Genomic DNA, 24,478 nt, shown 5'->3' on the forward strand with positions numbered 1-24,478 from the left:
GGTCTCCCCTGACCGAGGCACCCGCACGTCCACCCGCGCCCTGGCGCAGGTGGTCCGTCGTGCCCGACGCTCTCGCGCCTGTCCCCCGAACTTCCGGACGGGCGATTCCGCCGCGTCCGGAAGCCGTGACGGCCGATGCGCCAGGAGCGGAGCTCCGCGACGACCTGCCGTCATGACCCGCCTGGGGACACGGGCAAGCCCAGGTTAGAAGGGCATCCGGCGGTCAGGAAGCGTCGCCGGAGGTTGCGTCACCGGGTGTGCTCGGCCCGGCACTCAGAGCGTCACCTGGCACGAGATTCGCGGTCTCGTGTCACTGTCTGCTCGGCGGGAAGACAGTCGCGGCAGGCAGGTCGGATCCGTCGCCGGCCGGCGTCGGCGTCGGCGCGCATAGTCGTGAGATCAGAATCGGCCGCGCGGCCCCGACCGTGTCAGTCGGACGGCGCGGACTGCTCGTCGCTGAGCAGCATCGCCTCGGCGAGTCGAGGCGGCTGCGTGCGCGCGGCGAGGCGGAAGGCACTCGGGCTGAGCCCGACGTGTCGAGAGAACTGCGCGCGCAGCGCGGAGGCATCGGCGAACCCTGACCGCGCCGCGACGGCGGCGAGGTCCTGCGGTGGCGTCGAGACCAGCTCCTCGCGGGCGGTCACGAGGCGGCGACGCAGCAGTCGGCTCGCGGGACTCTCGTCGGTGCCCTCATAGAGGCGGAAGAGCTGACGGCGGCTCACGTGAAGATCTGCAGCGAGGTCGGCGAGACCGAACGCGGGGTCCCGGTGCCGTCGCTCGATGATGCGACCCGCCTCTGCACGGAACTCGCTCGCCCTGCTGGTCTCGCCGTCACCGGGAAACTGACGGAAGAGTCCTCTCACGAGCGCGATCAGGGCCGCCTCGGTGCCCGCGAGAGCGCCCTGACCCTGGTCGGGGTCCTTCACCCACTCGAACAGCATCCGGCCGAGCGATGCACCGGCAGCGCGCGTCAAGGGAGTGTCGGGGAACATCTCGGCCCCGCGAGCGATGACGTGACGGTACCCGGGGATGGCGGCGACGGGGACGACCACGCCCGTCGTGTCGCTCACGCCCATGTGCTCGACGGCCGACGCTCCCATACTCGACATGAACCCCATCCTGCCGACGTTCATCAGCTGGATCCCTGCGGCGGTGCGCAGTCGCTGACCACCCTGGTTCGAGGTTCCGACGATGACGATGTCCTCGTCGTCGGGAGCACCCTGCTCGTAGACGACGGTGTGCGACGTCTCGAGGGTGCTGTACAACATGGTCGCGCCGATCGACCTGCGCACGAGCGCCGCCTCGAACGCGTCCGGATCAGCAGCCCGCATCGCGCCGAAGTTCGACAGCTGGAGCATGCCGCGGCTGCCGTCCAGACGGATCACCTCGCGCGAGAACCACTCCGGCACCGCGTCGTGCGGCGCATGCTCACCCGAAGGCGCCCACAGCCCGCCGGAGAGCCGCGACAGCCAGGCAGCCAGCTCAGCGTCGTCGATCATCCGCCCCATCAGAACCCCCACCGGAGTCCGCCGCGTGCGCATCGGCTGCTCCGTCCCCGCCCTCACGATAGGCACGCGCGCGAGGTCGTGCAATATACAGCCGCGCCGCCGCCCGGTCGAGCCGAGGGACGGGGGTGCGGCCGCGTTCAGTGGAACGACGCCGCCACCGAGTTGCGGTGATAGTCGAACACGATGCTGGTCCTGGTCGAGGCGACGCTGCTCTGCGCCGAGAGGTGCTCGAGCACGAACTCGCGCATCTCCGAGGAGTCCGCGACGGCGATGTGCAGGAGGAAATCGTCGTCACCGCCGAGGAAGAACACCTGGATCACCTGAGGCAGGCCGCGCACGCGGTCGGCGAACTCGACGATGCTCTCGCGGCGAGCGCTCGGGCGAAGGCTCACCCCGATGATGGCCTGGAGGCCGGCGCCCAGCATCCGCTCGTCGACGCTCGCGTGGAAACCGCTGATGACCCCGCGTTCGACGAGTGCGCGCAGACGCGCGTGCGCGGTCGACGGCGCGACTCCGAGGTGGCCTGCGAGCTCGGCATTCGTCATCCGACCGTCCGCGCTCAACAGCTGGACGATCCTCGCGTCGGTCGCATCCAGCGCAGGCGCCCGAAGGGTGTTCGACGCAGGGGCCTCGGGTGACGTCTCCATGCGAACGATTATGCAGGATCTGGACTGGCGGCGAATGTTCTTCAGACATTCTGTTGAATGATCGACGTTTCTGCGATTCTGAGATGCACACACCCCACCGTCACCTGGAGGATCGATGAAGATCGGCGTGCCGACCGAGGTCAAGAACAACGAGAACCGCACCGCCCTCACCCCCGCGGGTGCCGACCGCCTCGTGCACGAGGGCCACCGCGTGCTCGTGCAGTCCGGCGCCGGAGTCGGGTCGGGCATCTCCGACGAGGCGTATCGGATCGCCGGCGCTGAGATCGTCGAGACCGCCGAGGAGACGTGGGGCGAAGCCGAGCTGCTCATCAAGGTGAAGGAGCCGATCGCCCAGGAATACGGGTTCCTGCGCCCGGACCTCACCCTCTTCACCTACCTCCATCTCGCCGCCGACAGGGCGTTGACCACGGCGCTCGTCGAGGCGGGCACGACCGCCGTCGCCTATGAGACCGTGCAGCTTCCCGACCGTAGTCTGCCTCTGCTCGTGCCGATGAGCGAGATCGCCGGGCGCCTGTCCGTGACGATGGGGTCGTACTCCCTCATGCGATCCGCGGGAGGGCGCGGCGTGCTCATGGGCGGCATCGCGGGCACTCCGCGCGCCAAGACCGTCGTGATCGGCGGCGGGGTCGCGGGCGAGCACGCGGCCGCGAACGCGCTCGGCCTCGGCTCCCAGGTGACCGTCGTCGACATCTCGCTGCCCCGACTCCGAGAGCTCGAGCACCGCTACGGCGGCGCTCTGCAGACGCGGGCATCGAGTCGGTATGACATCGCCGAAGAGCTCGCGACGGCCGACCTGGTCATCGGATCGGTGCTGATCCCCGGCGCCGCCGCGCCGAAGCTCGTGACCGACGACATGGTCGCGACCATGAAGCCCGGCTCGGTGCTGGTCGACATCGCGATCGACCAGGGCGGATGCTTCGAAGGCTCGCGCCCCACGACACACGACGACCCGACGTTCGCCGTGCACGACTCCATCTACTACTGCGTCGCGAACATGCCCGGCGCGGTGCCGGAGACGGCGACGCGCGCCCTGACCAACGCCACGCTGCCCTACGTCTCGGCGATCGCGGGCAAGGGATGGGACCGCGCGGCGGAAGACGATCGTGCGCTCGCCCAGGGCCTCAACGTGCAGGGCGGACGCATCACCCTGGATGCCGTGGCACGCGCGCACGGCATGCACACCGCCTGATCGTCGTCGCACATCGCAGAAGGGGCCGGGATCGAATCCCGGCCCCTTCTGCCTGTCCGATGGGCTGCCCTACGGCTCTTCGTCGAACCGGATGGTGTTGCGCAGCGCGCCGATCCCCGCGATCTCGGTCGTGACCACGTCGCCGTCGCGAAGCCACCGGGGCTCGGTCATCCCCAGCGCGACTCCGCCAGGGGTGCCGGTGAGCACGATGTCCCCCGGGCGCAGCACCGTGATCTGTGACACGTAGGCGACCAGGTCGGCGGCGTCGAACACCAGCTCGGACGTGTCGGAGTCCTGCACCAGCTCGCCGTTCACCGCGCAGGTGATGCGCAATCCGTCGCGCGGGTCCAGTTCGTCGGCGGTGACCACCCACGGACCCACCGGGGTCGTCGCATCGAACGCCTTGCCCTGCAGCCACTGCAGTGTCCGCTGCTGCCAGTCGCGCATCGAGATGTCGTTCGACACCGCGTACCCGAGGATCGCGGCCTCCGCCTGCTCACGGTCGGCTCGATGCACGTCGGCACCGATGACGACGGCGAGCTCCGCCTCCCAGTCGAGCTTGTCGGTGTTGCGCACGACGATGTCGTCTTCAGCGCCCGTCAGGGTGTCCGCGAACTTGGCGAACAGGGTGGGGAACTCCGGCACGGGGCGCCCGGTCTCGACGATGTGATCACGGTAGTTCAAGCCGCAGCAGAACACCTTCGAAGGACGCGGTATCGGGTTCGCCAACTCGTGCCCCCCGAGCTCGACTCTGGCCGGGTGCCGCAGCGCGGCCCGTGCCCGTGTCCGCCAGACCGGTGAACCGATCAGCTCCTGCGCGTCGGCCTCGTCGAGCACCACCCACCCGGCATCGTCACCGACTGCGGCGTGCATACCGTCCGGCCGTCGCACCGTCGCGAGTCTCATCAGCTCTCCTGCGGGTTCGCGACGTGCGCGACGGCCTGGATCTCGATCAGAGCCTCGGGCTGCCACAGCCGCGTGACCCCGATGCCCGCCATCGCCGGGTACTCCGTGCCGGCCAACTCCCGCCACCGGCGTCCGATCTCGCGACCGTTGCGTTGATAGGCGTCGACGTCGGTGAGATAGATGGTGACGTCGACCAGGTCCCGCGGCGTCCCTCCGGCGGCGGCGAGCGTGGTGAGCACGTTCGAGAACGCCTGGACGAACTGCTCGACGATTCCTCCGTCGACGATGTGCCCGTCGGCGTCCATGGCCGTCTGTCCGCCGAGATAGACGAACTCTCCGGCCCGCACGCCATGGGCGAATCCGCTCGGCTTCACGAGCGACTCGGGATTGATGATCTGCCGCGACATGTGCGGTCTCCTTCGTGTCGGTGTGTCTGTCGATGTGCGCGTCGGTCGACGCGGAGTCAGTGCGAGAGAGCGTCGACGGTCGTGGGTGCGGGCACCCAGCGACGGTGGTTCGACTCGGCGACGTCTCGTCGTGGATCTCTGGCGAGCGCGAGGCGGGGGCGCACCGCATCGGTGCGCGACGTCGGCGGCTTGCGCGAGCCTGCACGGAACTGCGGCACCCACTCTGCGCCCGCCCCGCGGTAGCCCTGATCCGCAGCCGCGTGCAGGGTCCACTGCGGGTCCCACAGGTGCGTTCGACCGAGGGCGACGAGGTCGGCGCGCCCGGCGAGCAGGATCGAGTTGACGTCGTCGTAGCTCGAGATGGCACCGACGGCGATCACGCTGACGCCCGCCTCCGCCGCCACCCGGTTGCGGATCGCGTCGGCGAAGGGAGTCTGATAGCTGCGACCGAATCGGGGGCGCTCGTGCTTCGCGACCTGGCCCGACGACACGTCGATCGCCGCGGCGCCGTGGGCGATGAAGGCGCGTGCGATCTCGACGGCATCATCGACCGTGTTCCCCCCGTCGATCCAGTCCTCGGCCGACAGCCGAACCGTCAGCGGCAGCTCTTCCGGCCACGCGGCCCGCATCGCATCGAAGACCTCGAGAGGGTACCTCAGCCGATTCTCGAGCGGGCCGCCGTAGTCGTCGACGCGCTGATTCGACACCGGCGACAGGAATGACGAGATGAGGTATCCGTGTGCGGCATGCAGCTCGGCGAGGTCGAATCCCGCGGCGGCGGCACGACGCGTCGCAGCGACGAACTCGTCGCGGATCGCCGTCATGGTCTCGCGATCGATCTCCAGCGGCACCTGGTTCTCCACCCCGTATGCCAGCGCGGAGGGTGCGACCACGTTCCAGTTGCCCTGCTCGAGCGGCTGGTCGATCCCGTCCCACATGCGCCTGGTCGAGCCCTTGCGCCCGGAGTGACCGATCTGCACCCCGATCATGGCCGAGGAGTTGCCGTGCACGTATCCGACGATCCGCTGCCACGCCCGCATCTGCTCATCGGAATAGAGCCCCGCGCACCCCGGTGTGATCCGCCCCTCCGGCGACACGCACACCATCTCGGTCATGACCAGTCCCGCACCGCCCATCGCCTTGGAGCCGAGGTGCACCAGATGGAGGTCCCCCGGAACGCCCTCGACCGACGAGTACATGTCCATCGGCGACACGACGATGCGGTTCTTCAGCTCGAGTCGACCGATGTGGTGAGGCCGGAACATCGCCGGTTCGGCGTCGTCGCGGCCGGGCAGCGGCGCCCCGCGGACGATCTCCGTCGCGAACTCGGGATCGCGCATCGCCAGGTTCTCCAGCGTGATCCGTCGGCTGCGCGTCAGCAGGTTGAAAGCGAACTGCAGGGGCTCCTGATCGGCATACTGTCCGATGCGCTCGAACCATTCGAGCGATGCCTGTGCCGCGCGCTGGGTGGACGCGACGACAGGACGACGCTCGATCTCATACGCGTCGAGCGCCGCGTCGAGCGACGCATGCTCATGCACACATGCGGCGAGCGCGAGGGCGTCCTCCATGGCGAGCTTCGTGCCGGATCCGATCGAGAAGTGCGCGGTATGCGCCGCGTCTCCGAGGATCACCAGATTCTCATGGTGCCAGCGCTCGTTGCGGACCGTCGTGAAGTTCAGCCATTTGGAGTTGTTGGTGAGCACCTCATGACCGTCGAGCACCTCGGCGAAGATCTCGCGGATCTTCGCGACGGAACGCTCGTCGCTGACGCCGGGAGGGAAGACATCATGCTCGGTCGCATCCAGCCCGGCCGCTCGCCACACGTCCTCGTGCATCTCGATGAGGAAGGTGCTCCGCTCCCGGGAGTAGGGGTACCCGTGCAGCTGCATGACGCCGTGCGGCGTGTCGAGCACGGCGAACGTGAACGCCTCGAACACGCGATCCGTGCCGAGCCACATGTACTTCGAGACGCGTCGATCGAGGTCGGGACCGAACGTCGATGCGAACTGCCCCCGCACGAACGAGTTGATGCCGTCGGCGCCGAGCACGAGGTCGTACTCCTGCATCAGTTCCGCGGCGTCGGGTGCCGGAGTGCGGAAGAGGATCGTGACGCCCAGCTCGAGGCAGCGCTGCTGCAGCAGCTGCAGCAGCTCCTTCCGCCCCATCGCGGCGAATCCCTGGCCGCCGACGGTGTGGGTCTCACCGCCGAAGATGACGTCGATGTCGGTCCAGCGCGCGAACTGCTCGCCCATGCGCTGCGCGATCACCGGGTCGGCGTTCTCGATCCCCCCGAGTGTCTCGTCGCTGAACACGACTCCGAACCCGAACGTGTCGTCCGGGGCGTTTCGCTCCCAGACCGTGATCTCGTGGGTGGGGTCGAGCTGTTTCATGAGAGCGGCGAAGTAGAGCCCCGCGGGGCCTCCGCCGATGACGGCTGCGCGCATGTCAGACTCCTCGGGTTTCTGTGACGGCGACGTCGGCCGAGGCGGCCGCCCGTTCGCGAAGGATGAAGTGCTGCACCTTGCCGCTCGGATTGCGGGGAAGCGCAGGGAGATAGTCGACCCGTCGGGGGCATTTGTACACCGCGAGCCGGGCCTTGACGTGGTCGAGGATGCTCGCCGTGAGCGCGTCCGACGGGATGACCCCCTCGCGCGTCACGACGAACGCGACGACGATCATCCCGCGCTCGGGGTCCTGGCAGCCGACGACAGCGCACTCGAGCACATCCTCGTGGCCGAGGATGACGTCTTCGACCTCCGGAGCCCCGACGTTGTAGCCGGCCGTCACGATCATCGAGTCGTTCCGCGCCTGGAAGGTGAAGTAGCCGTCCTCGTCCTGCACGAACGTGTCGCCGGTGATGTTCCACCCGTCGTGCACATAGACGCTCTGGCGCTCGTCGTCGAGGTAGCGGCACCCGGTCGGGCCGATCACGCCGAGCCGACCAGGCTCGCCTGCTCCGAGCTCCCGCCCGTCCTCGTCGAGGATGGCCGCTCGATAGCCGGGCACGACCCGGCCGGTCGTGCCGGGACGGATGTCGTCGCCGGATGCCGAGATGAACACGTGCAGCATCTCGGTCGCGCCGATGCCGTTGATCAGTCGGAGTCCGCTGGCGGCCTCGACCGCCTCGAAGGTGGAGATGGTGAGGTGCTCCCCCGCCGCGATGCCGATGCGCAGCCGCCGCAGCTCGCCCGCGAGGCCCTCCTTGATGATGCTGCGGTACCCCGTGGGCGCGGTGTAGAGGACGGTTATGCCGAGCGGCTCGATGAGCTTCGCCAGTTCGACAGGAGTCGCCCGCTCGACGAGCACCATCGCACCGCCGGTCCGCAGGGGGAACACGACGTTTCCGCCGAGACCGAACGTGAACGCCAGCGGCGCCGTGCTGGCGCTCACATCGTCGGATGCGAGGTGCAGCACATGTCGGCCGAACGTGTCGGCGTTGGCCAGGATGTCCCGATGGAAGTGCATGGTGATCTTGGGCACCCCGGTGGTGCCGCTGGTCGCGCCGAGGAGCGCGACGTCGTCGGCGGCCGTGTCGACGGCGATGAAGTCACCGCTCTTCGCACCGCACGCGACCACCAGGGAGTCCGGCTCGCCTCCCGCGACGATCACAGCCGGCGCGTCCTCGAGGCCCGCGAACGCCTCCTCCGCGTCGGCGCCGCCCCGATGATCGATGACGGCGACGCTCGGCCGCACCCGCTCGACGATCGGACGCAGCTCCCGGGCACGCCACGCCACCATGGTCGTGACGACGACCATTCCCGCCTTGAGTGCGCCGAGCCAGCAGGCGACTGTCCACGGGCCGTTGAGCATGCGCAGCAGCACCCGGTTGCCCGGCACGAGTCCGTGGTCCTCGACGAGGACCTGAGCGAACTGGTCAGCTCGCCGTCGGAGCTCGTCATAGCTCCACGACGTTCCATCGGCGAGCAGGATCGCGGGTCGGTCGGGACCGAAGCGGTCGATCGTGCGATCGAGCAGTTCGACGGCGGCGTTCAGCCGCTCGGGGTATCGGACGTCCGGGATGGTGAACTCCAGGGTCGGCCACAGGTCGGTCGGCGGCAGCGCGTCACGCGTGAACGTGTCGACGTGCGCGGTGGGGGAAAGCGTCATTGCTGGTCCCTTCAGGGGCGAGGTCGTGAAGTGGTCAGAGCGGACGACCCGGGCGGATCATCCCCTCCTGTGCGACGGTGGCGACGAGTCGGCCGTCGCGGGTGAAGAAGCGTCCGAGTCCGAGACCGCGGCCGTCGGAGATCGCCGCGCTCTCCTGCGCATAGAGCAGCCAGTCGTCTGCGCGAGCGGGCGTGTGGAACCACATGGCGTGATCCAGGCTCGCCGTGGCCAGTCCCTCGGAGCGCCACGGAAGACCGAGTACACGCAGCACGGGTTCGAGGATCGTGTAGTCGCAGACATAGGCGATCGCCAGCTGGTGCGTGCGCGGGTCTTCGTCGAGCCGATCGAACGCGCGCACCCAGACCGCCTGGTGGGCGGTGCGCTCCCCCTCGACCTCGACGTAGACGGGGCCCGGCACATGACGCATGTCGAAGCTGCGTCCGTGCGACCAGTACTCGATGTCGTCGCCCGAGAGTCCGGAGAGCACCTCGGCCGAGGAGCGCAGCAGCTCAGGCATCGGCGCATCCGGCATGAGCGGCCCGTGCTCCGGGAACGACTCAGGGACGTGGAACGACGTGGTCGCCATGAACGCGAGTCGGCCGTGCTGATGCCCGCGAACATGCCGCGTCGAGAATCCTCGTCCGTCGCGGATGATCTCGACCTCGTAGTGCACCGGCTCCGCGGTGTCGACGCCGCGCAGGAACGAGCTGTGCACCGAATGGAGGGTCCGATCCCCGTCGACCGTGCGGAGGGCCGCTGCGACGCTCTGCGCCACGAGGTCTCCGCCATAGGCCTTGGGCCACGGCACCGGTTGCGGCTGGGCCTCGAACGCCCGCTCGGCGTGAGCCGACTCCACCTCGACCAGACTCATCGCCCTGTGGAAGGCGGCAGACGTGCTCATAGGCGGCGGAAGCCCTCGAGCGTCGAATCGTCGACGTCGGCGAGGTTCACGACGATGTTGTCGGGTGTGCGCGTCGTGAGCCACACCAGCTCTTCGGTCACCGACATGTTCGCCTCGACGTGCGGCATGAACGGCGGCACGAAGACCCAGTCGCCTGCCGTCATGTCGAGGTGCTCCCGGTATCCCTCGCCGAAGTAGATGCGCGCCCGTCCGCGCAGGACGTATCCGCCCGTCTCAGCTTCGCCGTGGTGATGCGGCAGCGATCGGTAGCCCGGGTCGTTCGACACCTGACCGAACCAGATCCTCGTGGCCTCGGTGTGCTGGGGCCCGACGCCGGAGACCCGGATGCAGCCGCCCGACGACATCGTCTGCGTGTCTTCTTCGCCGCTGCGGGTCACCTGGGGGATGCGCTCCCAGTGCAGTTCGTGCTCGGTCATGCAAGCTCCTTCGCTCGGTGTCGAAGAAGTGTCACATACGTGACGACCGTCACGCAAGCGCTACAGCGATATGAAGCGTCAGGTCATGACGGAGTCGACGAAGCGCTCGGCGGCAGGCCCGAGCGCGGCGTGCAGATCATCGAAGACACGCGCCGCTTCGACGCCCACCCACCCCTCGGGAAGGAGAGCCAGCGGCAGCCCGGGGTCGAGGTACACGAGGCGCCGCCACTGGGTGATCGCGCGGACGTGCACGGCGAAGGCGAGCCGCTCATCGGTCTCGCCGCTCATGCCGCGGAACGTGTCGATGAACCCGCGGTACAGCGGCTCCATCGCCGCAAGGTCCCACCACTCTCGCACGGCATCCTCGAGCGGGCCGCTCGAGAGACGCGAGCCGAGGAACAGCTCCACGTAGCCGTCCAGCCCCGAGCCGGCGAGAGCGGTCTCGGCCTCCTCCGCGATCAACCCCGGCGCGATCCAGAGACCACCCGTCACCTGTCCGAAACCCAGCCGCTGCAGGAGCTTGCGCAGTTGATGGCGCAGCGGACGCTCGCTCTCGGGAACGCTGAACGAGGCGAGCACCCACTGATCATCCGACTCCGCGCGTCGAGACTCGAAGATGCGACGGTCACCGGCCGCGAACACGTCCTCCAGGGATGACGACAGACGGTAGGCGCCTCCGCCCTCGCTGACGAGGATGCCGCGCTGCTTCAACCGCGAGACGGAGGAACGCACGACGCCCGCGTCGACGCCGAGCGCCGACATCATCTCGATCAGCGCCGCGATGCGGATCTCGCCTCGGTGCGCGCGAACATGGCGACCGAACACCGTGACGATGAGATGCTGCGGACGGACGGCCGCCTCGGGGATCAGATCGTCCGTGTCCACCGCATCCTCATCCGCCGTCATGTGACCTCAGCGTAGCGGGCACCCGACGCGTCCGAGCGGAGGCGGGTCACGTCGGCATCGCACCGATCGCATGCTCGAAGATCAGCTGCGTCTGCGACTGCCCGAGATCGGGATGCGAACCGATGTGCACCCTGATGAACTCGCGCAGGGCGGGCACGTCGGCCATCGCCACGTGGATCAGGATGTCGCGATCGCCACCGAGGAGGAACACCTGCTGCACGCCGGGGATCGCCTGCATGACGGGTACGAGCTCGGTGACCTGGCTGCGCGCGTGATTGAGCACGGCGACCGAGATCAGCGCGCTGATCGCCGCCCCTGCGGCTCGCGGATCGACGTCCGCGCGGTAGCCGCGGATCACTCCCGCGTCCTCCAGCATGCGCACCCGCCCGTGACAGGTCGACGGCGCGATACCGGCCCGGCACGCGAGCTCCTTGTTCGACAGCCGTCCGTCGTGGGCCAGCTCTCGGAGGATCGTCCGGTCGGCATCGGTCAGCGCGAGGGTCATGGTTCTCCTGTCATCGGCTCAGTGCTCGAATCCTGTTCGACATAGCGGGCCTATCTCGAATCATCTTCATGACTGTGCCATTGCCGCCGAATCCTTGCAATACTCGCGACGCGCTCCGGACGAGCATCCTCGCCGCAGCGCCTTCCGACCCGCATGCACAGACGCCGAAGGACGACCATGGCTGAATTCTCCGACATCCAGACCCGAGAGATCGGCCTGCAGAAATCACTCACCGCGCGGCAGCTGGGCATGATCGCTCTCGGCGGGGCGATCGGCACCGGCCTGTTCCTGGGCAGCAGATTCGCGATCGGCTTCGCCGGCCCCAGCGTGGTCCTGAGCTATCTAATCGGCGGAATGATCGCGCTGCTCCTCATGGGAGGCCTCGCCGAGATGACCGTGCAGCACCCGACTTCCGGGTCGTTCGGCGCCTACGCCGAGCACTACATCGGACCGCTGGCCGGCTTCCTGGTCAGGTACATGTACTGGGGCTGCATCGTGCTCGCTGTGGGCACGGAGGTGACGGCGGTGGGCGAGTACATGCAGCTGTGGTTCCCCGAGGCTCCTGCGTGGATATGGGTCGTGCTGTTCGGTGGAGCACTGATCGTCGTGAACGCGATGAACGTCAAGAGCTTCGGCACGCTCGAGTACTGGTTCTCGGCCATCAAGGTGTTCGCGATCATCGCGTTCATCGTGGTCGCCGGCTGGTTGGTGTTCTTCTCCGGAGATCAGAGGCGCGGAGTGCACAACTGGGGAGCGGAGGGCGGGTTCATGCCGAACGGCCTGAGCGGCATGTGGTTCGCCGTGATCGTCTCGATCTTCAGCTATCTCAGCGTCGAGATGATCGCCGTCGCGGCCGGCGAGGCCGCCGAGCCCGAGAAGGCGGTCAAGAAGGCGTTCAGGGCGACCGCGTTCCGACTGCTGGTCTTCTACATCCTCACGCTCTCCCTGATCGTCTCCATCGCGCCGGTCTCAGAGATCCTCTCCGGATCGAGCCCCTTCGTGACCGTGATGCAGGGCATCGGCATCCCCTTCGCCGACTCCGTGCTGAACTTCGTGGTGATCATCGCCGCGCTGTCGGCCATGAACAGCCAGCTGTACGTCTCGACACGGATGATGTTCTCGCTGTCGCGCGCCGGTGACGCGCCCCGGATCTTCGGCGCGGTTGCAAAGAACGGTGCGCCGGTCAACGCACTCCTCCTCTCGACCGGCGGCATCGCCGTCGCGACCGTGATCTACGTGCTCGCCCCGGCCGATGCGTTCACGATGATGTTCGCGATCTCGATGTTCGGAGCGCTGTTCACGTGGTTCATGATCTTCGTGACGCACATCGCGTTCCGTCGTCATCTCGCCGTTCGGGGCGAGAAGCCGAAGTACTCGGTCCGGGGCGCTCGCCCCGGAGCAGTCATCGGCGCGGTCCTCATGTTCGCGATCGCGATCTCGACCGCGCTCACCGAGGAGTTCCGCGCGACGCTGCCGTTCGGCGTTCCGTGCCTCGCCCTGGCGATCGGGGCGTTCTTCCTCGTGCAGCGACGGCGGCGCGCCACGGCAGCACCCCTGGCGGCAGCGCCGTCCGCGACGACGAAAGAACCGTGATTCTTGTCGACCATCCATCCGTCATCGCACGGGGCGAGCCGAGTACGCTCGTAGTCGTGACCGAACGCGCTCCTCTCTCTCGCAAGCTCTCCGCCATCGCCGAATCCGCGACCCTCAAGGTCGATGCCAAGGCCAAGGCGCTCAAGGCCGAAGGCAAGCCCGTCATCTCGTATGCCGCCGGCGAGCCCGACTTCGCGACCCCGCAGTTCATCGTCGACGCCGCGGCCGAGGCCCTCGCCGATCCGGCGAGCTACCGGTACACGCCGGCACCGGGCCTTCCGGCGCTGCGCGAGGCGATCGCCGCGAAGACGCTGCGCGACTCGGGCCTCGAGGTCTCGCCCTCGCAGGTCATCGTCACCAACGGCGGCAAGCAGTCGGTGTACCAGGCCTTCCAGGCAGTGGTGAACCCGGGCGACGAGGTGCTGCTGCCCGCGCCGTACTGGACGACCTACCCCGAGGCCATCCGTCTGGCCGACGGCACTCCGGTCGAGGTCTTCGCCGGTGCAGACCAGGACTACAAGGTCACGGTCGAGCAGCTCGAGGCCGCGCGCACCGAGCGCACCACCGTGCTCGTGTTCGTCTCGCCGTCGAACCCGACCGGATCCGTGTACACGGCCGAAGAGACCACGGCCATCGGCGAGTGGGCGCTCGAGCACGGCATCTGGGTGATCTCGGACGAGATCTACCAGAACCTCACCTATGAGGGCGTCAAGGCCACGTCGATCGTCGAGGCGGTGCCCGATCTCGCCGGCCAGACCATCCTCGTCAACGGTGTCGCGAAGACCTACGCCATGACCGGATGGCGTGTGGGCTGGATGGTCGGCCCCGCGGACGCCATCAAGATCGCCGGCAACCTGCAGTCGCACCTGTCGAGCAACGTCAACAACGTCGCGCAGAAGGCCGCGATCGCCGCTCTCAACGGCCCCCAGACCGAAGCCGAGCAGTTCCGCGAGGCATTCGACCGCCGTCGCCGCCTCATCGTGTCGGAGCTGTCGAAGATCGACGGACTCGTGGTGCCGAACCCGCTCGGCGCGTTCTATGTGTACCCCGATGTGCAGGGCCTGCTCGGTCGAACGTGGGGCGGCACGACACCGACCACGTCGCTCGAGCTGGCCGACCTCATCCTCGAGCAGGCCGAGGTGGCCGTCGTTCCGGGCGAGGCCTTCGGCCCCTCCGGGTACATCCGCATGTCCTATGCGCTCGGCGACGATCAGCTCCTCGAGGGCGTGCAGCGGCTGCAGCGACTGTTCGCCTGACGCCCGCCGGCTGGTCGGCTCACACCTCGTCGTGGAAGCCGATCAGCCAGCGGATGCCGTAGCGGTCGGTGACGGTGCCGTCGTAGTCGCCCCACGGGCGCTTCTGCAGGGCGTCGATCACTCGACCCTGCTCGGCGAGCCGATCGAACCAGCTCGTCAGCGTCGATGCGTCGGCGGTGCCGAGCAGAGAGAGGAACATCCCGCTCATCTGCACGGCGTCGTCGTCGGCACCGGCATCCGCCCCTGCCAGTTCGACGGGCCCCGTGAGCTGTCCATGCGCGATCGCATCAGCCGGCCCGTCTGCCCGGCCGGCGGCTGCGTAGTCGACCAGCTGGAGCTCGCCTCCGAAGACACCGCGATAGTGCTCCAGCGCTTCGGCCGCGTTTCCGGGAAACAGCAGGTACGGGATCAGTCCGCTCATGCCGCGAGTGTACGGGGAACGCGTGAGGTTGTCAGGCGGGCACCGCGCCGCGGCTCAGCCCGCTGTCGTCAGAGTTCGACGCCGAGAAGCACGGGCTCCGGCTGCAGCACGAGACCGAACTCCGCATGGACGCGGCTCTGGATGAAGCGCGCGAGCTCCGAGACCTCGGCCGCCGTCGCGCCGCCGCGGTTGGTGAGCGCCAGTGCGTGCTTGGTCGAGACCGACGCCCGCGACCGCGGGAGCTTGAACCCCTTGCGGATGCCGGCCTGCTCGATCAGCCACGCGGCGCTCACCTTGACGTCGGGCGCCTCCGCCTTCGCGGGAGGAACGTAGCCGTCGTACGAGGCGAGCGGGATCACCGTGACCGCATCGAGATCGGGCGTCACCGGCCAGCGGGGGCACTCGGGCGGCAGAGCGCGCGCCGCGACCTCCGACACGATCGCGTTCTGGAAGAACGAGCCGACCCCGTGGGTGTCGGGATCGTTCTCGTCGAGCAGCATCCCCTTGGAGGCGCGCGTGGCGAGGATGCGCTCGCGCACCCAGGTCAGCGGCACAGGGGCGTCGGAGTCCAGAGCGAGAGCCCTGCGCAGCTGCTCGCCGCGCACCTCGCGCTCGTCGGCGACGAGAAGATCGACCGTGACCGAGAGGATCACCGCACGGCGCTGCGGCACGCTGCCGTAGTGGTGCTTGAGCACGGAGGTGCGGAACCCGAGCCCGAGTTCGGATGCCGGCACCACCGACACCTCGCCCGTGGCCTCATCGATCAGCTCGACCTCGACCAGGGTCTCCTGGATCTCCTGCCCGTACGCCCCGATGTTCTGCACGGGAGACGCGCCGACGGTGCCCGGGATGCCGCTCATGGCCTCGAGACCGGCGTATCCGTGCTCGACCGCGTAGGCGACGAGGTCGTCCCAGCTGTGCCCCGCCTGGGCGCGGAGCCGGATGCGTCCGGCGTGCGGAGAGGGGAGCTCTTCGATGCCGCGGGTGAGGACGCGGATGACGGTTCCTTCGAAGGAGGCGTCGCCGATGAACAGGTTGGATCCGCCGCCGAGGACGAACCACTCCTCGCCGCGCGACCACACGTCGGTGAGCGCGTCGATGAGCTCCGCGGTGGTCGACGCCTCGAGCATCCGCTCGGGGGCACCACCCGTGCGCAGAGTCGTGAGTGCGGCGAGTCTGAGCGGCTCGACCTCGTGCACGGCGCCGCCCATCAGGAGACGACGCGCAACTGCGCCTTGACGAGGACCGTCGTCTCGCCGAACGTGACCTTGAGATCGATCCGCGTCGACTCGTCGTCGACCGCGCCGACGGTCGCCACGACGTGCAGGTCGGCCCCGTCCGTCGGGTGGACCACGACCGGCTTGGTGAAGCGCACGCCGTAGTCGACGATGCGCGTCGACGGTTCGAGCGCGGCCACGACCACCGAGGACGCGATGCCCATGGTGAGCATGCCGTGCGCGAGCACTCCCGGCAGGCCCACCTCGGCGGCGATGTCATCCCGGTAGTGGATCGGGTTGAAGTCGCCCGATGCTCCGGCGTAGCGAACCAGCGATTCGCGCGTGAGATGGACGGTGCGCTCTGCGACGACGTCTCCGACAGCGAACGGCATCACTCGGCTCCCTCTTCTGCGCCGACCAGCAGCACGCTGGTGGCTGTCACGACGTGCTCGCCGGCGGCATCCGTGATCTCGGCAGCGCTGGTGATCATGGCGTTGCCGCCCATCATGCGGATTCCGGTCACCCGCAGCTGTCCCGTGAGCTCATCCCCCGCGACGATCGGGCGCGAGTAGGCGAACTTCTGCTCGGCGTGGATGGTGCGCGCCAGGACGATGCCCGAATCGGGCTCGGCGAGAAGCTGCTGGAGGGTGTGGTCCTGAATGACCATCGCGAACGTCGGGGGCGCCACGACGTCGGCGAAGCCGGCTGCGCGAGCCGCCTCGACGTCGGTGTGCTGCGGTGCGTCTGCGAAGACGGCACGCGCGAACTCGCGCACCTTCTCACGGCCGACGAGGTAGGGGGGCGTCGGCGGGAACTCCCGGCCGACCAGATCTTGGTTGACTGCCACCCTTCGATCCTACGTTCTCGGTCGCGGGGCTCGGTGCCTGCCGGCCGGAACTAAGGCCCCTCAGTCCTTCTTCTTGCGACCCTTGACCGCCTTCATCGCCATCTGCACGGCGATGACGACGAGGTATGCCGCGAACAGCATGTTCCCCACCAGCGGATCGATCAGCGTGGCCAGCCATGCGCCCAGAGCCGTGGTCGTGCAGGCCGACACACCGACGATCGCCGCAGCGACCAGATCGACGTTGCGGTTGCGGAGATTCCCGATCGTGCCCGAGATCGCGGTCGGGATCATCATGAGCAGCGACGTGCCCTTGGCGACGAGGTCGCTCGTGCCGAACGCGAGCATCAGCACGGGCACCACGATCACTCCCCCGCCGACGCCGATGAGCCCCGCGAGGATGCCGGTGCCGATGCCGACGATGACGAGCGCGAGCCCGTTGAGCAGCTGCAGCTCGAACTCCGCGTCGCGAGAGGGGACCACCAGGAACAGGCTGACGATCACGATCACGAGGAAGCCGACGAAGAACCAGCGCAGCACCGTCTGAGAGATCCTGGGCAGCAGACGGGTGCCGATCTGCGCTCCCACCACGGCGCCTGCCGCGAGGATGAGGGCGGGGATCCACGCCACCGATCCGCCGATCGCGTAGGAGATCACGCCCACGGTCGCCGTCGGGACGATCGCCGCGAGCGATGTGCCGGCGCCGAGACGCTGATTGAAATGCAGGAACAGCACGAGCAGAGGAACGATGACCGTGCCGCCGCCGACTCCGAAGAGCCCGGAGAGAAGGCCGGCGATCAGGCCGATCCCGGTGAATGCCGTGTAGGCGCGAGGCCCTCTGCTCAGGGTCTCTGCATCACTCACCGGATCAGCCTACTCCCGGGCATCGCGCCCCGCTGACGGGTTGCACCCGCACCCTGGGACTCGGTGCCCTGCTGTGCGACACTGGATCGCATCAGACGGCGTCGTCGATGACCCGGATCGGAGGAGATCTCATGGTGCGCAGCTCTTATCCCGATGTCGAGATCCCGGCGATCTCGATCCATCAGTTCCTGTTCGGTGACGTCGAGGAGCACCGCCTCGACGCCATCGCGCTCATCGACGGCGTCAGCGGTGCCGCCACGACCTACCGTCAGCTGATCGCGCAGATCGATCTCTTCGCCGGTGCTCTCGCGGCGCGTGGCGTGGGCGTCGGAACCACGGTGGGCGTCCTGTGCCCCAACATCCCCGCGTTCGCGACGGTCTTCCACGGCATCCTGCGCGCAGGGGCGACGGCGACGACGATCAACTCGCTGTACACCGCCGAGGAGATCGCGAATCAGCTGACCGACGCCGAGGCCGCATGGCTGATCACGGTCTCGCCCCTGCTCCCCGGCGCGAAGGCTGCCGCGGCGGCGGTCGGGCTCGACGACGACCATGTGATCGTGCTCGACGGGGCCGAGGGACACCCCTCGCTGCCGGCCCTGCTCGGCGAGGGCCACCCCGCCCCCGAGGTGACCTTCGATCCGGCGACGCATCTCGCGGTGCTCCCCTACTCCTCGGGCACGACCGGCCGACCCAAGGGCGTCATGCTCACCCACCGCAACCTGATCGCGAACGTCAGCCAGTGCCGCTCCACGATCTCGCTCGGGGACGACGACCGCGTGCTCGCCGTCCTGCCGTTCTTCCACATCTACGGGATGACGGTGCTGCTGAACTTCGCACTGCGGCAGCGCGCGGCACTTGTCACCATGCCGAAGTTCGACCTCGCTGAGTTCCTGCGGGTCGTGCAGGAGCATCGCACGAGCTGGGTCTTCATCGCACCGCCGATCGCCGTCGCGCTCGCGAAGCATCCGCTGGTCGATCAGTTCGACACCTCGGCGATCAAGGTCATCTTCTCGGGGGCCGCTCCGCTCGACGGCGCGCTCGCATCCGCGGTGGCCGCCCGGCTGGGGTGCACGGTCTGCCAGGGCTACGGCATGACCGAGACGAGCCCGGTCACCCATGCGATCCCCTACGACCGTCCCGACATCGATCGGTCATCGGTCGGGCTGCTGCTCGCCGACACCGAAGCGAGGCTCGTCGCGGAGGACGGCTCCGATGTCACGGCGCCGCCCGAGGGTGCGAGCGAACCGGGCGAACTGCTGATCCGCGGTCCGCAGGTGATGGCCGGCTACCTGAACCGGCCCGAGGCGACCGAAGAGATGCTCGACAGCGATGGATGGCTCCACACCGGGGACGTCGCGACGGTGACGCACGACGGCATCTTCCGCATCGTCGATCGGCTCAAGGAACTCATCAAGTACAAGGGCTATCAGGTCGCACCGGCCGTGCTCGAGGCGGTGCTGCTCGAGCACCCGGGCATCGCCGATGCGGCCGTGATCGGTGTGCTCGACGATGACGGACAGGAGGTGCCCAAGGCGTTCGTGGTCGCGCAGCAGGGCGCCGAGCTCGACGCGGATGCCGTGATGGCGCACGTCGCCGCACATGTCGCGCCTCACGAGAAGGTGAGGCAGGTGGAGTTCGTCGACGCCATCCCCAAGTCGGCATCCGGCAAGATCCTGCGCAAGGATCTGCGCGCACGCTGACGACCGCTCCCGAGAACGAAGAAGCCCGCCGTCCCTTGCGGGGCGGCGGGCTTCTTCGAGTGAGCGAGGTGCTTACTCGGACTTCTTCTCGACGGCGTCCTCGGCGGCAGCCTCGGCTGCCTCACCCTCGGCCTGCGACTCAGCGCCTGCCTCGACGGTCTCGTCTGCAGGAGCCTCCTCAGCGGGGGCCTCCTCGACGACCTCGGCCGGCTTGTCAGCCTTGGCAGCCTTCTTGGTGGACTTCGCCTTGGGGGTGACGGGCTCGAGAACGAGCTCGATCACGGCCATGGGCGCGTTGTCACCCTTGCGGTTGCCGACCTTCGTGATGCGGGTGTAGCCACCCTCACGGTCTGCGACGAGCGGTGCGATCTCGGTGAAGAGCGTGTGCACGACGTTCTTGTCGCCGATAACCGAGAGAACGCGACGACGAGCGTGCAGGTCTCCGCGCTTGGCGAAGGTGATCAGGCGCTCGGCGAGCGGACGCAGGCGCTTGGCCTTGGTCTCGGTCGTCTTGATCGACTTGTGGGTGTAGAGAGCCGCTGCGAGGTTGGCAAGCAGCAGGCGCTCGTGGGCGGGGCCGCCTCCGAGGCGGGGACCCTTGGTGGGCTTGGGCATATCTAGCTCCTGGTCAGGAAAGGTCGGGTCAGCTGGCCTCTGCCAGATGACAATCCGGGTGGGTCAGAAGGACTCGTCTTCGCTGCCGCCGTAGAAGTGGGCGCCGTCGAAACCGGGCACCGAATCCTTGAGCGACAGACCGAGCGAGATGAGCTTGTCGCGCACCTCGTCGACCGACTTCTGGCCGAAATTGCGGATGTTCATGAGCTGCGTCTCCGACAGGGCGACGAGCTCGGAAACAGTGTTGATGCCCTCGCGCTTCAGGCAGTTGTACGAGCGCACGGAGAGGTCGAGGTCCTCGATCGGCATCGACAGCTCGCTGGAGTTCACTGCCTCCACCGGCGCCGGGCCGATCTCGATGCCCTCAGCCTCGACGTTCAGCTCGCGGGCGAGACCGAACAGCTCGGTGAGCGTCTTCGCAGCCGAAGCGACCGCGTCGCGGGGGCTGATGGCCGACTTGGTCTCGACGTCGAGGACGAGCTTGTCGAAGTCGGTGCGCTCACCGGCACGGGTGGCGTCGACGCGGTAGCTGACCTTGAGCACCGGCGAGTAGATCGAGTCGATCGGAATCTGACCGGCCTCGGCGTACTCGTTGCGGTTCTGCGTCGCCGAGACGTAGCCGCGGCCACGCTCGATCGTGAGCTCGAGCTCGAACTTCGCGGTCTCGTTGAGCGTCGCGATGACGAGCTCGGGGTTCTGGACCTCGACACCGGCCGGAGCCGAGATGTCAGCGGCGGTCACTTCGCCCGAACCGGTCTTGCGCAGGTACGCGGTGATGGGCTCGTCGCGCTCCGACGAGACCACGAGCTGCTTGATGTTGAGGATGATCTCGGTGACATCCTCCTTCACGCCGGGGATCGTGCTGAACTCGTGCAGCACGCCGTCGATGCGAACGCTGGTGACCGCGGCGCCGGGGATCGACGACAGCAGGCTGCGACGAAGCGCGTTGCCGATCGTGTATCCGAAGCCGGGCTCCAGAGGCTCGATGATGAACCGGCTACGGTTCTCGACGATCTTTTCCTCGGTCAGTGTGGGACGCTGTGCAATAAGCACTCTGTGTTCCTTTCGATCACATGCCCGCTATATGACATGTGGTGGGGTGAGGTCTTGAGTTTTGGGAGTCGTTGCCCGCGCTGGCGGGCGTCGAGCCGCTCGGACCCGAAGGGCCGAGCGGCTCAACAAGCCGGATCAGACGCGGCGGCGCTTCGGCGGACGGCAGCCGTTGTGCGCCTGCGGCGTGACGTCCTGGATCGAGCCGACCTCGAGGCCGGCGGCCGTCAGCGAACGGATCGCGGTCTCGCGACCCGAACCCGGTCCCTTGACGAAGACGTCGACCTTCTTGACGCCGTGCTCCTGCGCCTGGCGGGCGGCCGACTCGGCAGCCATTCCTGCGGCGTAGGGCGTCGACTTGCGCGAGCCCTTGAAGCCCACGCCACCCGACGATGCCCAGCTGATGACAGCGCCGGACGGGTCGGTGATCGAGACGATCGTGTTGTTGAACGTCGACTTGATGTGGGCGTGGCCCAGCGCGATGTTCTTCTTTTCCTTGCGGCGCGGCTTGCGCGCGGCGGCCTTGGGTGCAGCCATGAAAGTGTTCTCCTAGTCCCTGGGGCCGCGCTTAGCGGGCCTTCTTCTTGCCGGCGACGGTGCGCTTCGGGCCCTTGCGGGTACGGGCGTTGGTCTTGGTGCGCTGACCACGGACCGGGAGGCCACGACGGTGGCGGATGCCCTCGTAGGAGCCGATCTCGACCTTGCGGCGGATATCTGCGGCGACCTCGCGGCGCAGGTCACCCTCCACCTTGTAGTTGCCTTCGATGTAGTCGCGGAGGGCGATCAGCTGGTCGTCGCTGAGGTCCTTCACGCGGATGCTCTCGTCGATCTCCGTAGCCTTGAGGATCTCGACCGAGCGGGTACGGCCGACGCCGTAGATGTAGGTAAGGGCGATCACCACGCGCTTATCGCGCGGGATGTCAACGCCGGCAAGACGTGCCATGCGGTTCTCCTGAGTGTTGTGGAGGTGTGGAGCAGGATCGGTGCTCGGGCCTCCGCCCCGAGGTGTCCCCCACTCGCGTGGGTTCTGATCCTGCCGTTGTGTGTATTGAGTTGTGAGTCTGATCCGAAGAGTCCGCCGGCGGGCCGGCGGGCGCTCAGCCCTGGCGCTGCTTGTGGCGCGGGTTGCTCTTGCAGATCACCATGACGCGGCCGTGGCGGCGGATCACCTTGCAGTGATCGCAGATGGGCTTGACGCTGGGGTTGACCTTCATGATGTTTCCTGTTCGCTGTCTTCACCGGGCAGGCAGAGTGCCTGGGGTGTTACTTCTCGACCGATCAGCGGTAGCGGTAGACGATTCGTCCGCGGGTCAGGTCGTAGGGGCTGAGCTCCACGACCACACGGTCTTCGGGGATGATGCGGATGTAGTTCTGCCGCATCTTGCCGGAGATCGTTGCAAGGACCTTGTGTCCGTTGGAGAGCTCAACGCGGAACATCGCGTTGGGCAGAGCCTCGGAGATCACGCCCTCGATCTCGATGACACCGTCTTTCTTAGCCATAGCCTCGCTGACGCTTCTGCAGACCGGTCGATCTGCGGTGGGTGATTGGATTACGATGCCTCTGCCGATTCAGACACGCCGAATCAAGGCGCAAGGCACCAAAGATCTATGTTATCCGACAACGAGAGTTCCGGCAACCTGAGCAGGATGCTGGAACTCTCGTGGCGCGAATCGCGATCGCGAGGTCGTCAGCTGATCAGATCGGTGAACTTCTTGAAATCAGCCTGGTTCTGAAGATCCAGGCGCGTTCCGTTCACCTCGACCGTCGGGGTGCCGGAGATCTCGTGCGCCTGCGCCTGGGCCTTGCCGAACTTCCGGTAGGTCTCGTCCGTGATGCAGGAGACCGCGTCGTCCGCCCCGACCTCCGTGGCGAAGCCGGCGAGCTGCTCATTGGTCAGGCCCGACGAGTTCTCGGCGGGCTGGTTGTCGAACAGTGCCTTGGCGAAGTCGAGGTAGAGCTCCGGGTTGGACTCCGCGACGCATACGGCCGCGCCCGCCGAGCGGGAGGAGTACTCGGTGCCCTGCGAGAAACGGTCGAGGATAGCGATGGGGTGGTAGGACAGCGTGATGCGGCCGTCCGCAGCAGCGGTCTCGAGCGCCTCACCGTACTGCTCTTCGAAGCTCTTGCATACCGGGCACTGGAAGTCGACGAAGATCGACACCTCGTCCTCGCCATCGCCGAACGAGATCGCGCCCGTCTCCGAGTTGAACGAATCGTTCGCCTTCGGCGTCGCACCGGGGTCGGTCGCCTGGTTGTTGAGAGACACGACCACGAAGGCCAGTACGGCCAGCACGACCACCACTGCCGCCGAGACGCCGATCACGAACCAGTTGGTGTTGCTCTTCGCGGCTGCCATTGCTTTCCGTTTCTGTCGAGGCCCGCCCGTCGCGGGCCCGGCGTGAAGTCTGCAGGTGCATGCGCACCCATATACCCATTGTGCCCGGAGAAACCTATGTGCGCGTTGTGACGATGCTCTGCGTTGCGGCGGAAGCGCTCGCAGCCCCCCGTCGGGCCGGACGTCAGGCGATCGGGGTCGGAATCACGCCGAAGGTCGCGAGGCCGGCCGCTCCCCCGTCAGGCGCGGTGAGCACCCAGATGCCGTCTGCGTGCACGGCGACGCTGTGCTCCCAGTGCGAGCCGTCCGTGCCGTCGACCGTCGAGACGGTCCAGTCGTCATCCTCGACGAACGTCTCGTCGCTGCCGGCCGTGACCATCGGCTCGATCGCGAGCACGAGTCCGGGCTTGATCTCAGCCCCGGGATCGGGAGTGCGGTAGTTGAAGACGCTCGGCGCCTCGTGCATCTTGCGGCCGATGCCGTGGCCGACGTATTCGCGGAGGATCCCGTAGGTCTCACCGGAGACCGCCGAGGAACCCTGCGCCTCGATGTAGCCCTGGATCGCCGCGCCGATGTCACCGAGGTGAGAGCCGGACGCCATGGCGGCGATGCCCGCCCACATCGAGCCCTCGGTCACCCGGGAGAGCTCCTCGCGCTGCGCGACGACCTCCGGGCGGGTGTCGTCAGGAACGACGACGGTGATGGCGCTGTCGCCGTTCCAGCCCTGGTACTGCGCGCCGCAGTCGACCGAGACGATGTCCCCGGCCTGCAGCACACGTGCGCCGGGGATGCCGTGCACGACCTCCTCGTTGACCGAGATGCACGTCGTGTGCCGGTAGCCACGCACCAGCTGGAAGTTCGACTCCGCGCCACGCGAGAGGATCACGCGGTTCGCCTCGGCGTCGAGCTCGAGCGTCGTGACCCCGGGTCGGATCATCGGACGCACAGCGTCGAGCGCAGCGGCCGTGATGAGACCGGGCTCCACCATCGCGCGCAGCTGCGCCGGGCTCTTGTAGATCGACTTGCGGAACATCGTGCGGTG

General features: G+C 67.8%; 27 protein-coding genes. 4 read left to right on the forward strand and 23 right to left on the reverse strand.

Annotated elements, in window-relative coordinates; all coding sequences use genetic code 11:
- Positions 1-428: 428 nt before the first annotated feature.
- Together AB0N61_RS02110 and AB0N61_RS02115 are read right to left on the reverse strand one after the other, a co-directional pair.
- On the reverse strand, positions 429-1,499 hold the full coding sequence (locus AB0N61_RS02110; protein ID WP_363361377.1) for a helix-turn-helix domain-containing protein: 1,071 nt from the start codon (positions 1,497-1,499) through the stop codon (positions 429-431).
- Between the two features lie 146 nt (positions 1,500-1,645).
- Complete coding sequence (locus AB0N61_RS02115; RefSeq protein ID WP_363361379.1) at positions 1,646-2,155, reverse strand: Lrp/AsnC family transcriptional regulator; 510 nt, start codon at positions 2,153-2,155, stop codon at positions 1,646-1,648.
- Positions 2,156-2,270: 115 nt separating this feature from the next.
- Between AB0N61_RS02115 and ald the strand changes: the two genes are divergently transcribed.
- On the forward strand, positions 2,271-3,365 hold the full coding sequence (gene ald / locus AB0N61_RS02120) for an alanine dehydrogenase (protein ID WP_167948031.1): 1,095 nt from the start codon (positions 2,271-2,273) through the stop codon (positions 3,363-3,365).
- 69 nt (positions 3,366-3,434) lie between these two features.
- Here the strand turns inward: ald and AB0N61_RS02125 are convergent, their stop codons facing one another.
- The 8 genes from AB0N61_RS02125 to AB0N61_RS02160 form a co-directional block, all read right to left on the reverse strand.
- Entirely contained in the window at positions 3,435-4,271 is an 837-nt protein-coding gene (locus AB0N61_RS02125; protein WP_363361381.1) for a fumarylacetoacetate hydrolase family protein, read from the reverse strand.
- Entirely contained in the window at positions 4,271-4,678 is a 408-nt protein-coding gene (locus tag AB0N61_RS02130; RefSeq protein ID WP_363361382.1) for a RidA family protein, read from the reverse strand. Before AB0N61_RS02130 ends, AB0N61_RS02125 begins: the two co-directional genes overlap by 1 nt.
- Positions 4,679-4,734: 56 nt before the next feature.
- Positions 4,735-7,125, reverse strand: coding sequence for a bifunctional salicylyl-CoA 5-hydroxylase/oxidoreductase (locus AB0N61_RS02135; RefSeq protein WP_363361384.1), 2,391 nt, complete (start codon positions 7,123-7,125; stop codon positions 4,735-4,737).
- Position 7,126: 1 nt separating this feature from the next.
- Entirely contained in the window at positions 7,127-8,788 is a 1,662-nt protein-coding gene (locus AB0N61_RS02140; RefSeq protein WP_363361386.1) for an AMP-binding protein, read from the reverse strand.
- Positions 8,789-8,822: 34 nt separating this feature from the next.
- Positions 8,823-9,689 (reverse strand): acyl-CoA thioesterase domain-containing protein, encoded by an 867-nt coding sequence (locus AB0N61_RS02145; RefSeq protein ID WP_363361387.1) that lies wholly within the window; start codon positions 9,687-9,689, stop codon positions 8,823-8,825.
- Entirely contained in the window at positions 9,686-10,126 is a 441-nt protein-coding gene (locus AB0N61_RS02150; protein ID WP_167948036.1) for a cupin domain-containing protein, read from the reverse strand. Before AB0N61_RS02150 ends, AB0N61_RS02145 begins: the two co-directional genes overlap by 4 nt.
- Before the next feature lie 78 nt (positions 10,127-10,204).
- A complete protein-coding gene (locus AB0N61_RS02155) occupies positions 10,205-11,032 on the reverse strand; it encodes a PaaX family transcriptional regulator C-terminal domain-containing protein (protein ID WP_363361390.1) in 828 nt (275 codons plus the stop codon).
- 46 nt (positions 11,033-11,078) lie between these two features.
- Complete coding sequence (locus tag AB0N61_RS02160; protein WP_363361391.1) at positions 11,079-11,537, reverse strand: Lrp/AsnC family transcriptional regulator; 459 nt, start codon at positions 11,535-11,537, stop codon at positions 11,079-11,081.
- A gap of 177 nt (positions 11,538-11,714) precedes the next feature.
- On the opposite strand from AB0N61_RS02160, the gene AB0N61_RS02165 reads away from it, so the two are divergent.
- A complete protein-coding gene (locus AB0N61_RS02165) occupies positions 11,715-13,130 on the forward strand; it encodes an amino acid permease (protein WP_363361393.1) in 1,416 nt (471 codons plus the stop codon).
- Positions 13,131-13,186: 56 nt separating this feature from the next.
- Positions 13,187-14,386, forward strand: coding sequence for a pyridoxal phosphate-dependent aminotransferase (locus tag AB0N61_RS02170; protein ID WP_167948095.1), 1,200 nt, complete (start codon positions 13,187-13,189; stop codon positions 14,384-14,386).
- Positions 14,387-14,405: 19 nt separating this feature from the next.
- On the opposite strand, the gene AB0N61_RS02175 is transcribed toward AB0N61_RS02170, so the two are convergent.
- The 5 genes from AB0N61_RS02175 to AB0N61_RS02195 form a co-directional block, all read right to left on the reverse strand.
- Complete coding sequence (locus tag AB0N61_RS02175) at positions 14,406-14,807, reverse strand: VOC family protein (protein WP_363361395.1); 402 nt, start codon at positions 14,805-14,807, stop codon at positions 14,406-14,408.
- Positions 14,808-14,875: 68 nt separating this feature from the next.
- Complete coding sequence (locus tag AB0N61_RS02180) at positions 14,876-16,006, reverse strand: UDP-N-acetylmuramate dehydrogenase (protein ID WP_363362035.1); 1,131 nt, start codon at positions 16,004-16,006, stop codon at positions 14,876-14,878.
- Positions 16,007-16,017: 11 nt separating this feature from the next.
- Positions 16,018-16,416: a MaoC/PaaZ C-terminal domain-containing protein gene (locus tag AB0N61_RS02185; protein ID WP_363361397.1), complete on the reverse strand. Its 399-nt coding sequence runs from the start codon at positions 16,414-16,416 to the stop codon at positions 16,018-16,020.
- A complete protein-coding gene (locus AB0N61_RS02190; RefSeq protein WP_167948043.1) occupies positions 16,416-16,871 on the reverse strand; it encodes a MaoC family dehydratase N-terminal domain-containing protein in 456 nt (151 codons plus the stop codon). Before AB0N61_RS02190 ends, AB0N61_RS02185 begins: the two co-directional genes overlap by 1 nt.
- A 60-nt stretch (positions 16,872-16,931) precedes the next feature.
- The gene (locus AB0N61_RS02195; protein WP_363361399.1) at positions 16,932-17,732 is read right to left on the reverse strand and encodes a sulfite exporter TauE/SafE family protein; all 801 of its coding nucleotides are present in this window, start codon (positions 17,730-17,732) and stop codon (positions 16,932-16,934) included.
- Positions 17,733-17,863: 131 nt separating this feature from the next.
- Here AB0N61_RS02195 and AB0N61_RS02200 point away from each other — a divergent pair, with 131 nt between their 5' ends.
- The gene (locus tag AB0N61_RS02200) at positions 17,864-19,435 is read left to right on the forward strand and encodes an AMP-binding protein (RefSeq protein WP_363361401.1); all 1,572 of its coding nucleotides are present in this window, start codon (positions 17,864-17,866) and stop codon (positions 19,433-19,435) included.
- A gap of 72 nt (positions 19,436-19,507) precedes the next feature.
- On the opposite strand, the gene rplQ is transcribed toward AB0N61_RS02200, so the two are convergent.
- The 8 genes from rplQ to map all read right to left on the reverse strand — a co-directional run bounded on the left by rplQ (position 19,508) and on the right by map (position 24,469).
- On the reverse strand, positions 19,508-20,050 hold the full coding sequence (rplQ, locus tag AB0N61_RS02205; protein ID WP_363361403.1) for a 50S ribosomal protein L17: 543 nt from the start codon (positions 20,048-20,050) through the stop codon (positions 19,508-19,510).
- A 63-nt stretch (positions 20,051-20,113) separates the two neighbouring features.
- Positions 20,114-21,103 carry a DNA-directed RNA polymerase subunit alpha gene (locus AB0N61_RS02210; protein WP_042538798.1) on the reverse strand — a complete coding sequence of 330 codons (990 nt, stop codon included), beginning with the start codon at positions 21,101-21,103 and terminating at the stop codon, positions 20,114-20,116.
- 135 nt (positions 21,104-21,238) lie between these two features.
- Entirely contained in the window at positions 21,239-21,637 is a 399-nt protein-coding gene (gene rpsK, locus AB0N61_RS02215; RefSeq protein ID WP_045253826.1) for a 30S ribosomal protein S11, read from the reverse strand.
- A gap of 31 nt (positions 21,638-21,668) precedes the next feature.
- Entirely contained in the window at positions 21,669-22,043 is a 375-nt protein-coding gene (gene rpsM, locus AB0N61_RS02220) for a 30S ribosomal protein S13 (protein ID WP_047524098.1), read from the reverse strand.
- Between the two features lie 154 nt (positions 22,044-22,197).
- Entirely contained in the window at positions 22,198-22,314 is a 117-nt protein-coding gene (gene rpmJ / locus AB0N61_RS02225) for a 50S ribosomal protein L36 (protein WP_005050492.1), read from the reverse strand.
- 64 nt (positions 22,315-22,378) lie between these two features.
- A complete protein-coding gene (gene infA, locus AB0N61_RS02230) occupies positions 22,379-22,600 on the reverse strand; it encodes a translation initiation factor IF-1 (RefSeq protein WP_017201569.1) in 222 nt (73 codons plus the stop codon).
- Positions 22,601-22,788: 188 nt separating this feature from the next.
- Positions 22,789-23,457 (reverse strand): thioredoxin domain-containing protein, encoded by a 669-nt coding sequence (locus AB0N61_RS02235; RefSeq protein ID WP_363361406.1) that lies wholly within the window; start codon positions 23,455-23,457, stop codon positions 22,789-22,791.
- 163 nt (positions 23,458-23,620) lie between these two features.
- Entirely contained in the window at positions 23,621-24,469 is an 849-nt protein-coding gene (gene map, locus AB0N61_RS02240; protein ID WP_363361408.1) for a type I methionyl aminopeptidase, read from the reverse strand.
- Between the last annotated feature and the right edge of the window lie 9 nt (positions 24,470-24,478).

Origin of the sequence: Microbacterium sp. NPDC089320, from assembly GCF_040684875.1 — a bacterium.
Classification (GTDB): domain Bacteria; phylum Actinomycetota; class Actinomycetes; order Actinomycetales; family Microbacteriaceae; genus Microbacterium.

What these genes read in the sequence shown, in the direction of transcription:
- AB0N61_RS02145 (WP_363361387.1), bottom strand. Translation starts at nt 9,689, where the DNA reads ATGAGCACGTCTGCCGCCTTCCACAGGGCGATGAGTCTGGTCGAGGTG.
- AB0N61_RS02115 (WP_363361379.1), bottom strand. Translation starts at nt 2,155, where the DNA reads ATGGAGACGTCACCCGAGGCCCCTGCGTCGAACACCCTTCGGGCGCCT.
- AB0N61_RS02110 (WP_363361377.1), bottom strand. Translation starts at nt 1,499, where the DNA reads ATGATCGACGACGCTGAGCTGGCTGCCTGGCTGTCGCGGCTCTCCGGC.
- AB0N61_RS02235 (WP_363361406.1), bottom strand. Translation starts at nt 23,457, where the DNA reads ATGGCAGCCGCGAAGAGCAACACCAACTGGTTCGTGATCGGCGTCTCG.
- infA (WP_017201569.1), bottom strand. Translation starts at nt 22,600, where the DNA reads ATGGCTAAGAAAGACGGTGTCATCGAGATCGAGGGCGTGATCTCCGAG.
- AB0N61_RS02160 (WP_363361391.1), bottom strand. Translation starts at nt 11,537, where the DNA reads ATGACCCTCGCGCTGACCGATGCCGACCGGACGATCCTCCGAGAGCTG.
- AB0N61_RS02125 (WP_363361381.1), bottom strand. Translation starts at nt 4,271, where the DNA reads ATGAGACTCGCGACGGTGCGACGGCCGGACGGTATGCACGCCGCAGTC.
- AB0N61_RS02185 (WP_363361397.1), bottom strand. Translation starts at nt 16,416, where the DNA reads ATGCCGTTCGCTGTCGGAGACGTCGTCGCAGAGCGCACCGTCCATCTC.
- rpmJ (WP_005050492.1), bottom strand. Translation starts at nt 22,314, where the DNA reads ATGAAGGTCAACCCCAGCGTCAAGCCCATCTGCGATCACTGCAAGGTG.
- rpsM (WP_047524098.1), bottom strand. Translation starts at nt 22,043, where the DNA reads ATGGCACGTCTTGCCGGCGTTGACATCCCGCGCGATAAGCGCGTGGTG.
- AB0N61_RS02165 (WP_363361393.1), top strand. Translation starts at nt 11,715, where the DNA reads ATGGCTGAATTCTCCGACATCCAGACCCGAGAGATCGGCCTGCAGAAA.
- AB0N61_RS02135 (WP_363361384.1), bottom strand. Translation starts at nt 7,125, where the DNA reads ATGCGCGCAGCCGTCATCGGCGGAGGCCCCGCGGGGCTCTACTTCGCC.
- AB0N61_RS02140 (WP_363361386.1), bottom strand. Translation starts at nt 8,788, where the DNA reads ATGACGCTTTCCCCCACCGCGCACGTCGACACGTTCACGCGTGACGCG.
- rplQ (WP_363361403.1), bottom strand. Translation starts at nt 20,050, where the DNA reads ATGCCCAAGCCCACCAAGGGTCCCCGCCTCGGAGGCGGCCCCGCCCAC.
- AB0N61_RS02200 (WP_363361401.1), top strand. Translation starts at nt 17,864, where the DNA reads ATGGTGCGCAGCTCTTATCCCGATGTCGAGATCCCGGCGATCTCGATC.
- AB0N61_RS02175 (WP_363361395.1), bottom strand. Translation starts at nt 14,807, where the DNA reads ATGAGCGGACTGATCCCGTACCTGCTGTTTCCCGGAAACGCGGCCGAA.
- AB0N61_RS02155 (WP_363361390.1), bottom strand. Translation starts at nt 11,032, where the DNA reads ATGACGGCGGATGAGGATGCGGTGGACACGGACGATCTGATCCCCGAG.
- rpsK (WP_045253826.1), bottom strand. Translation starts at nt 21,637, where the DNA reads ATGGCTGCACCCAAGGCCGCCGCGCGCAAGCCGCGCCGCAAGGAAAAG.
- AB0N61_RS02130 (WP_363361382.1), bottom strand. Translation starts at nt 4,678, where the DNA reads ATGTCGCGGCAGATCATCAATCCCGAGTCGCTCGTGAAGCCGAGCGGA.
- map (WP_363361408.1), bottom strand. Translation starts at nt 24,469, where the DNA reads ATGTTCCGCAAGTCGATCTACAAGAGCCCGGCGCAGCTGCGCGCGATG.
- AB0N61_RS02150 (WP_167948036.1), bottom strand. Translation starts at nt 10,126, where the DNA reads ATGACCGAGCACGAACTGCACTGGGAGCGCATCCCCCAGGTGACCCGC.
- ald (WP_167948031.1), top strand. Translation starts at nt 2,271, where the DNA reads ATGAAGATCGGCGTGCCGACCGAGGTCAAGAACAACGAGAACCGCACC.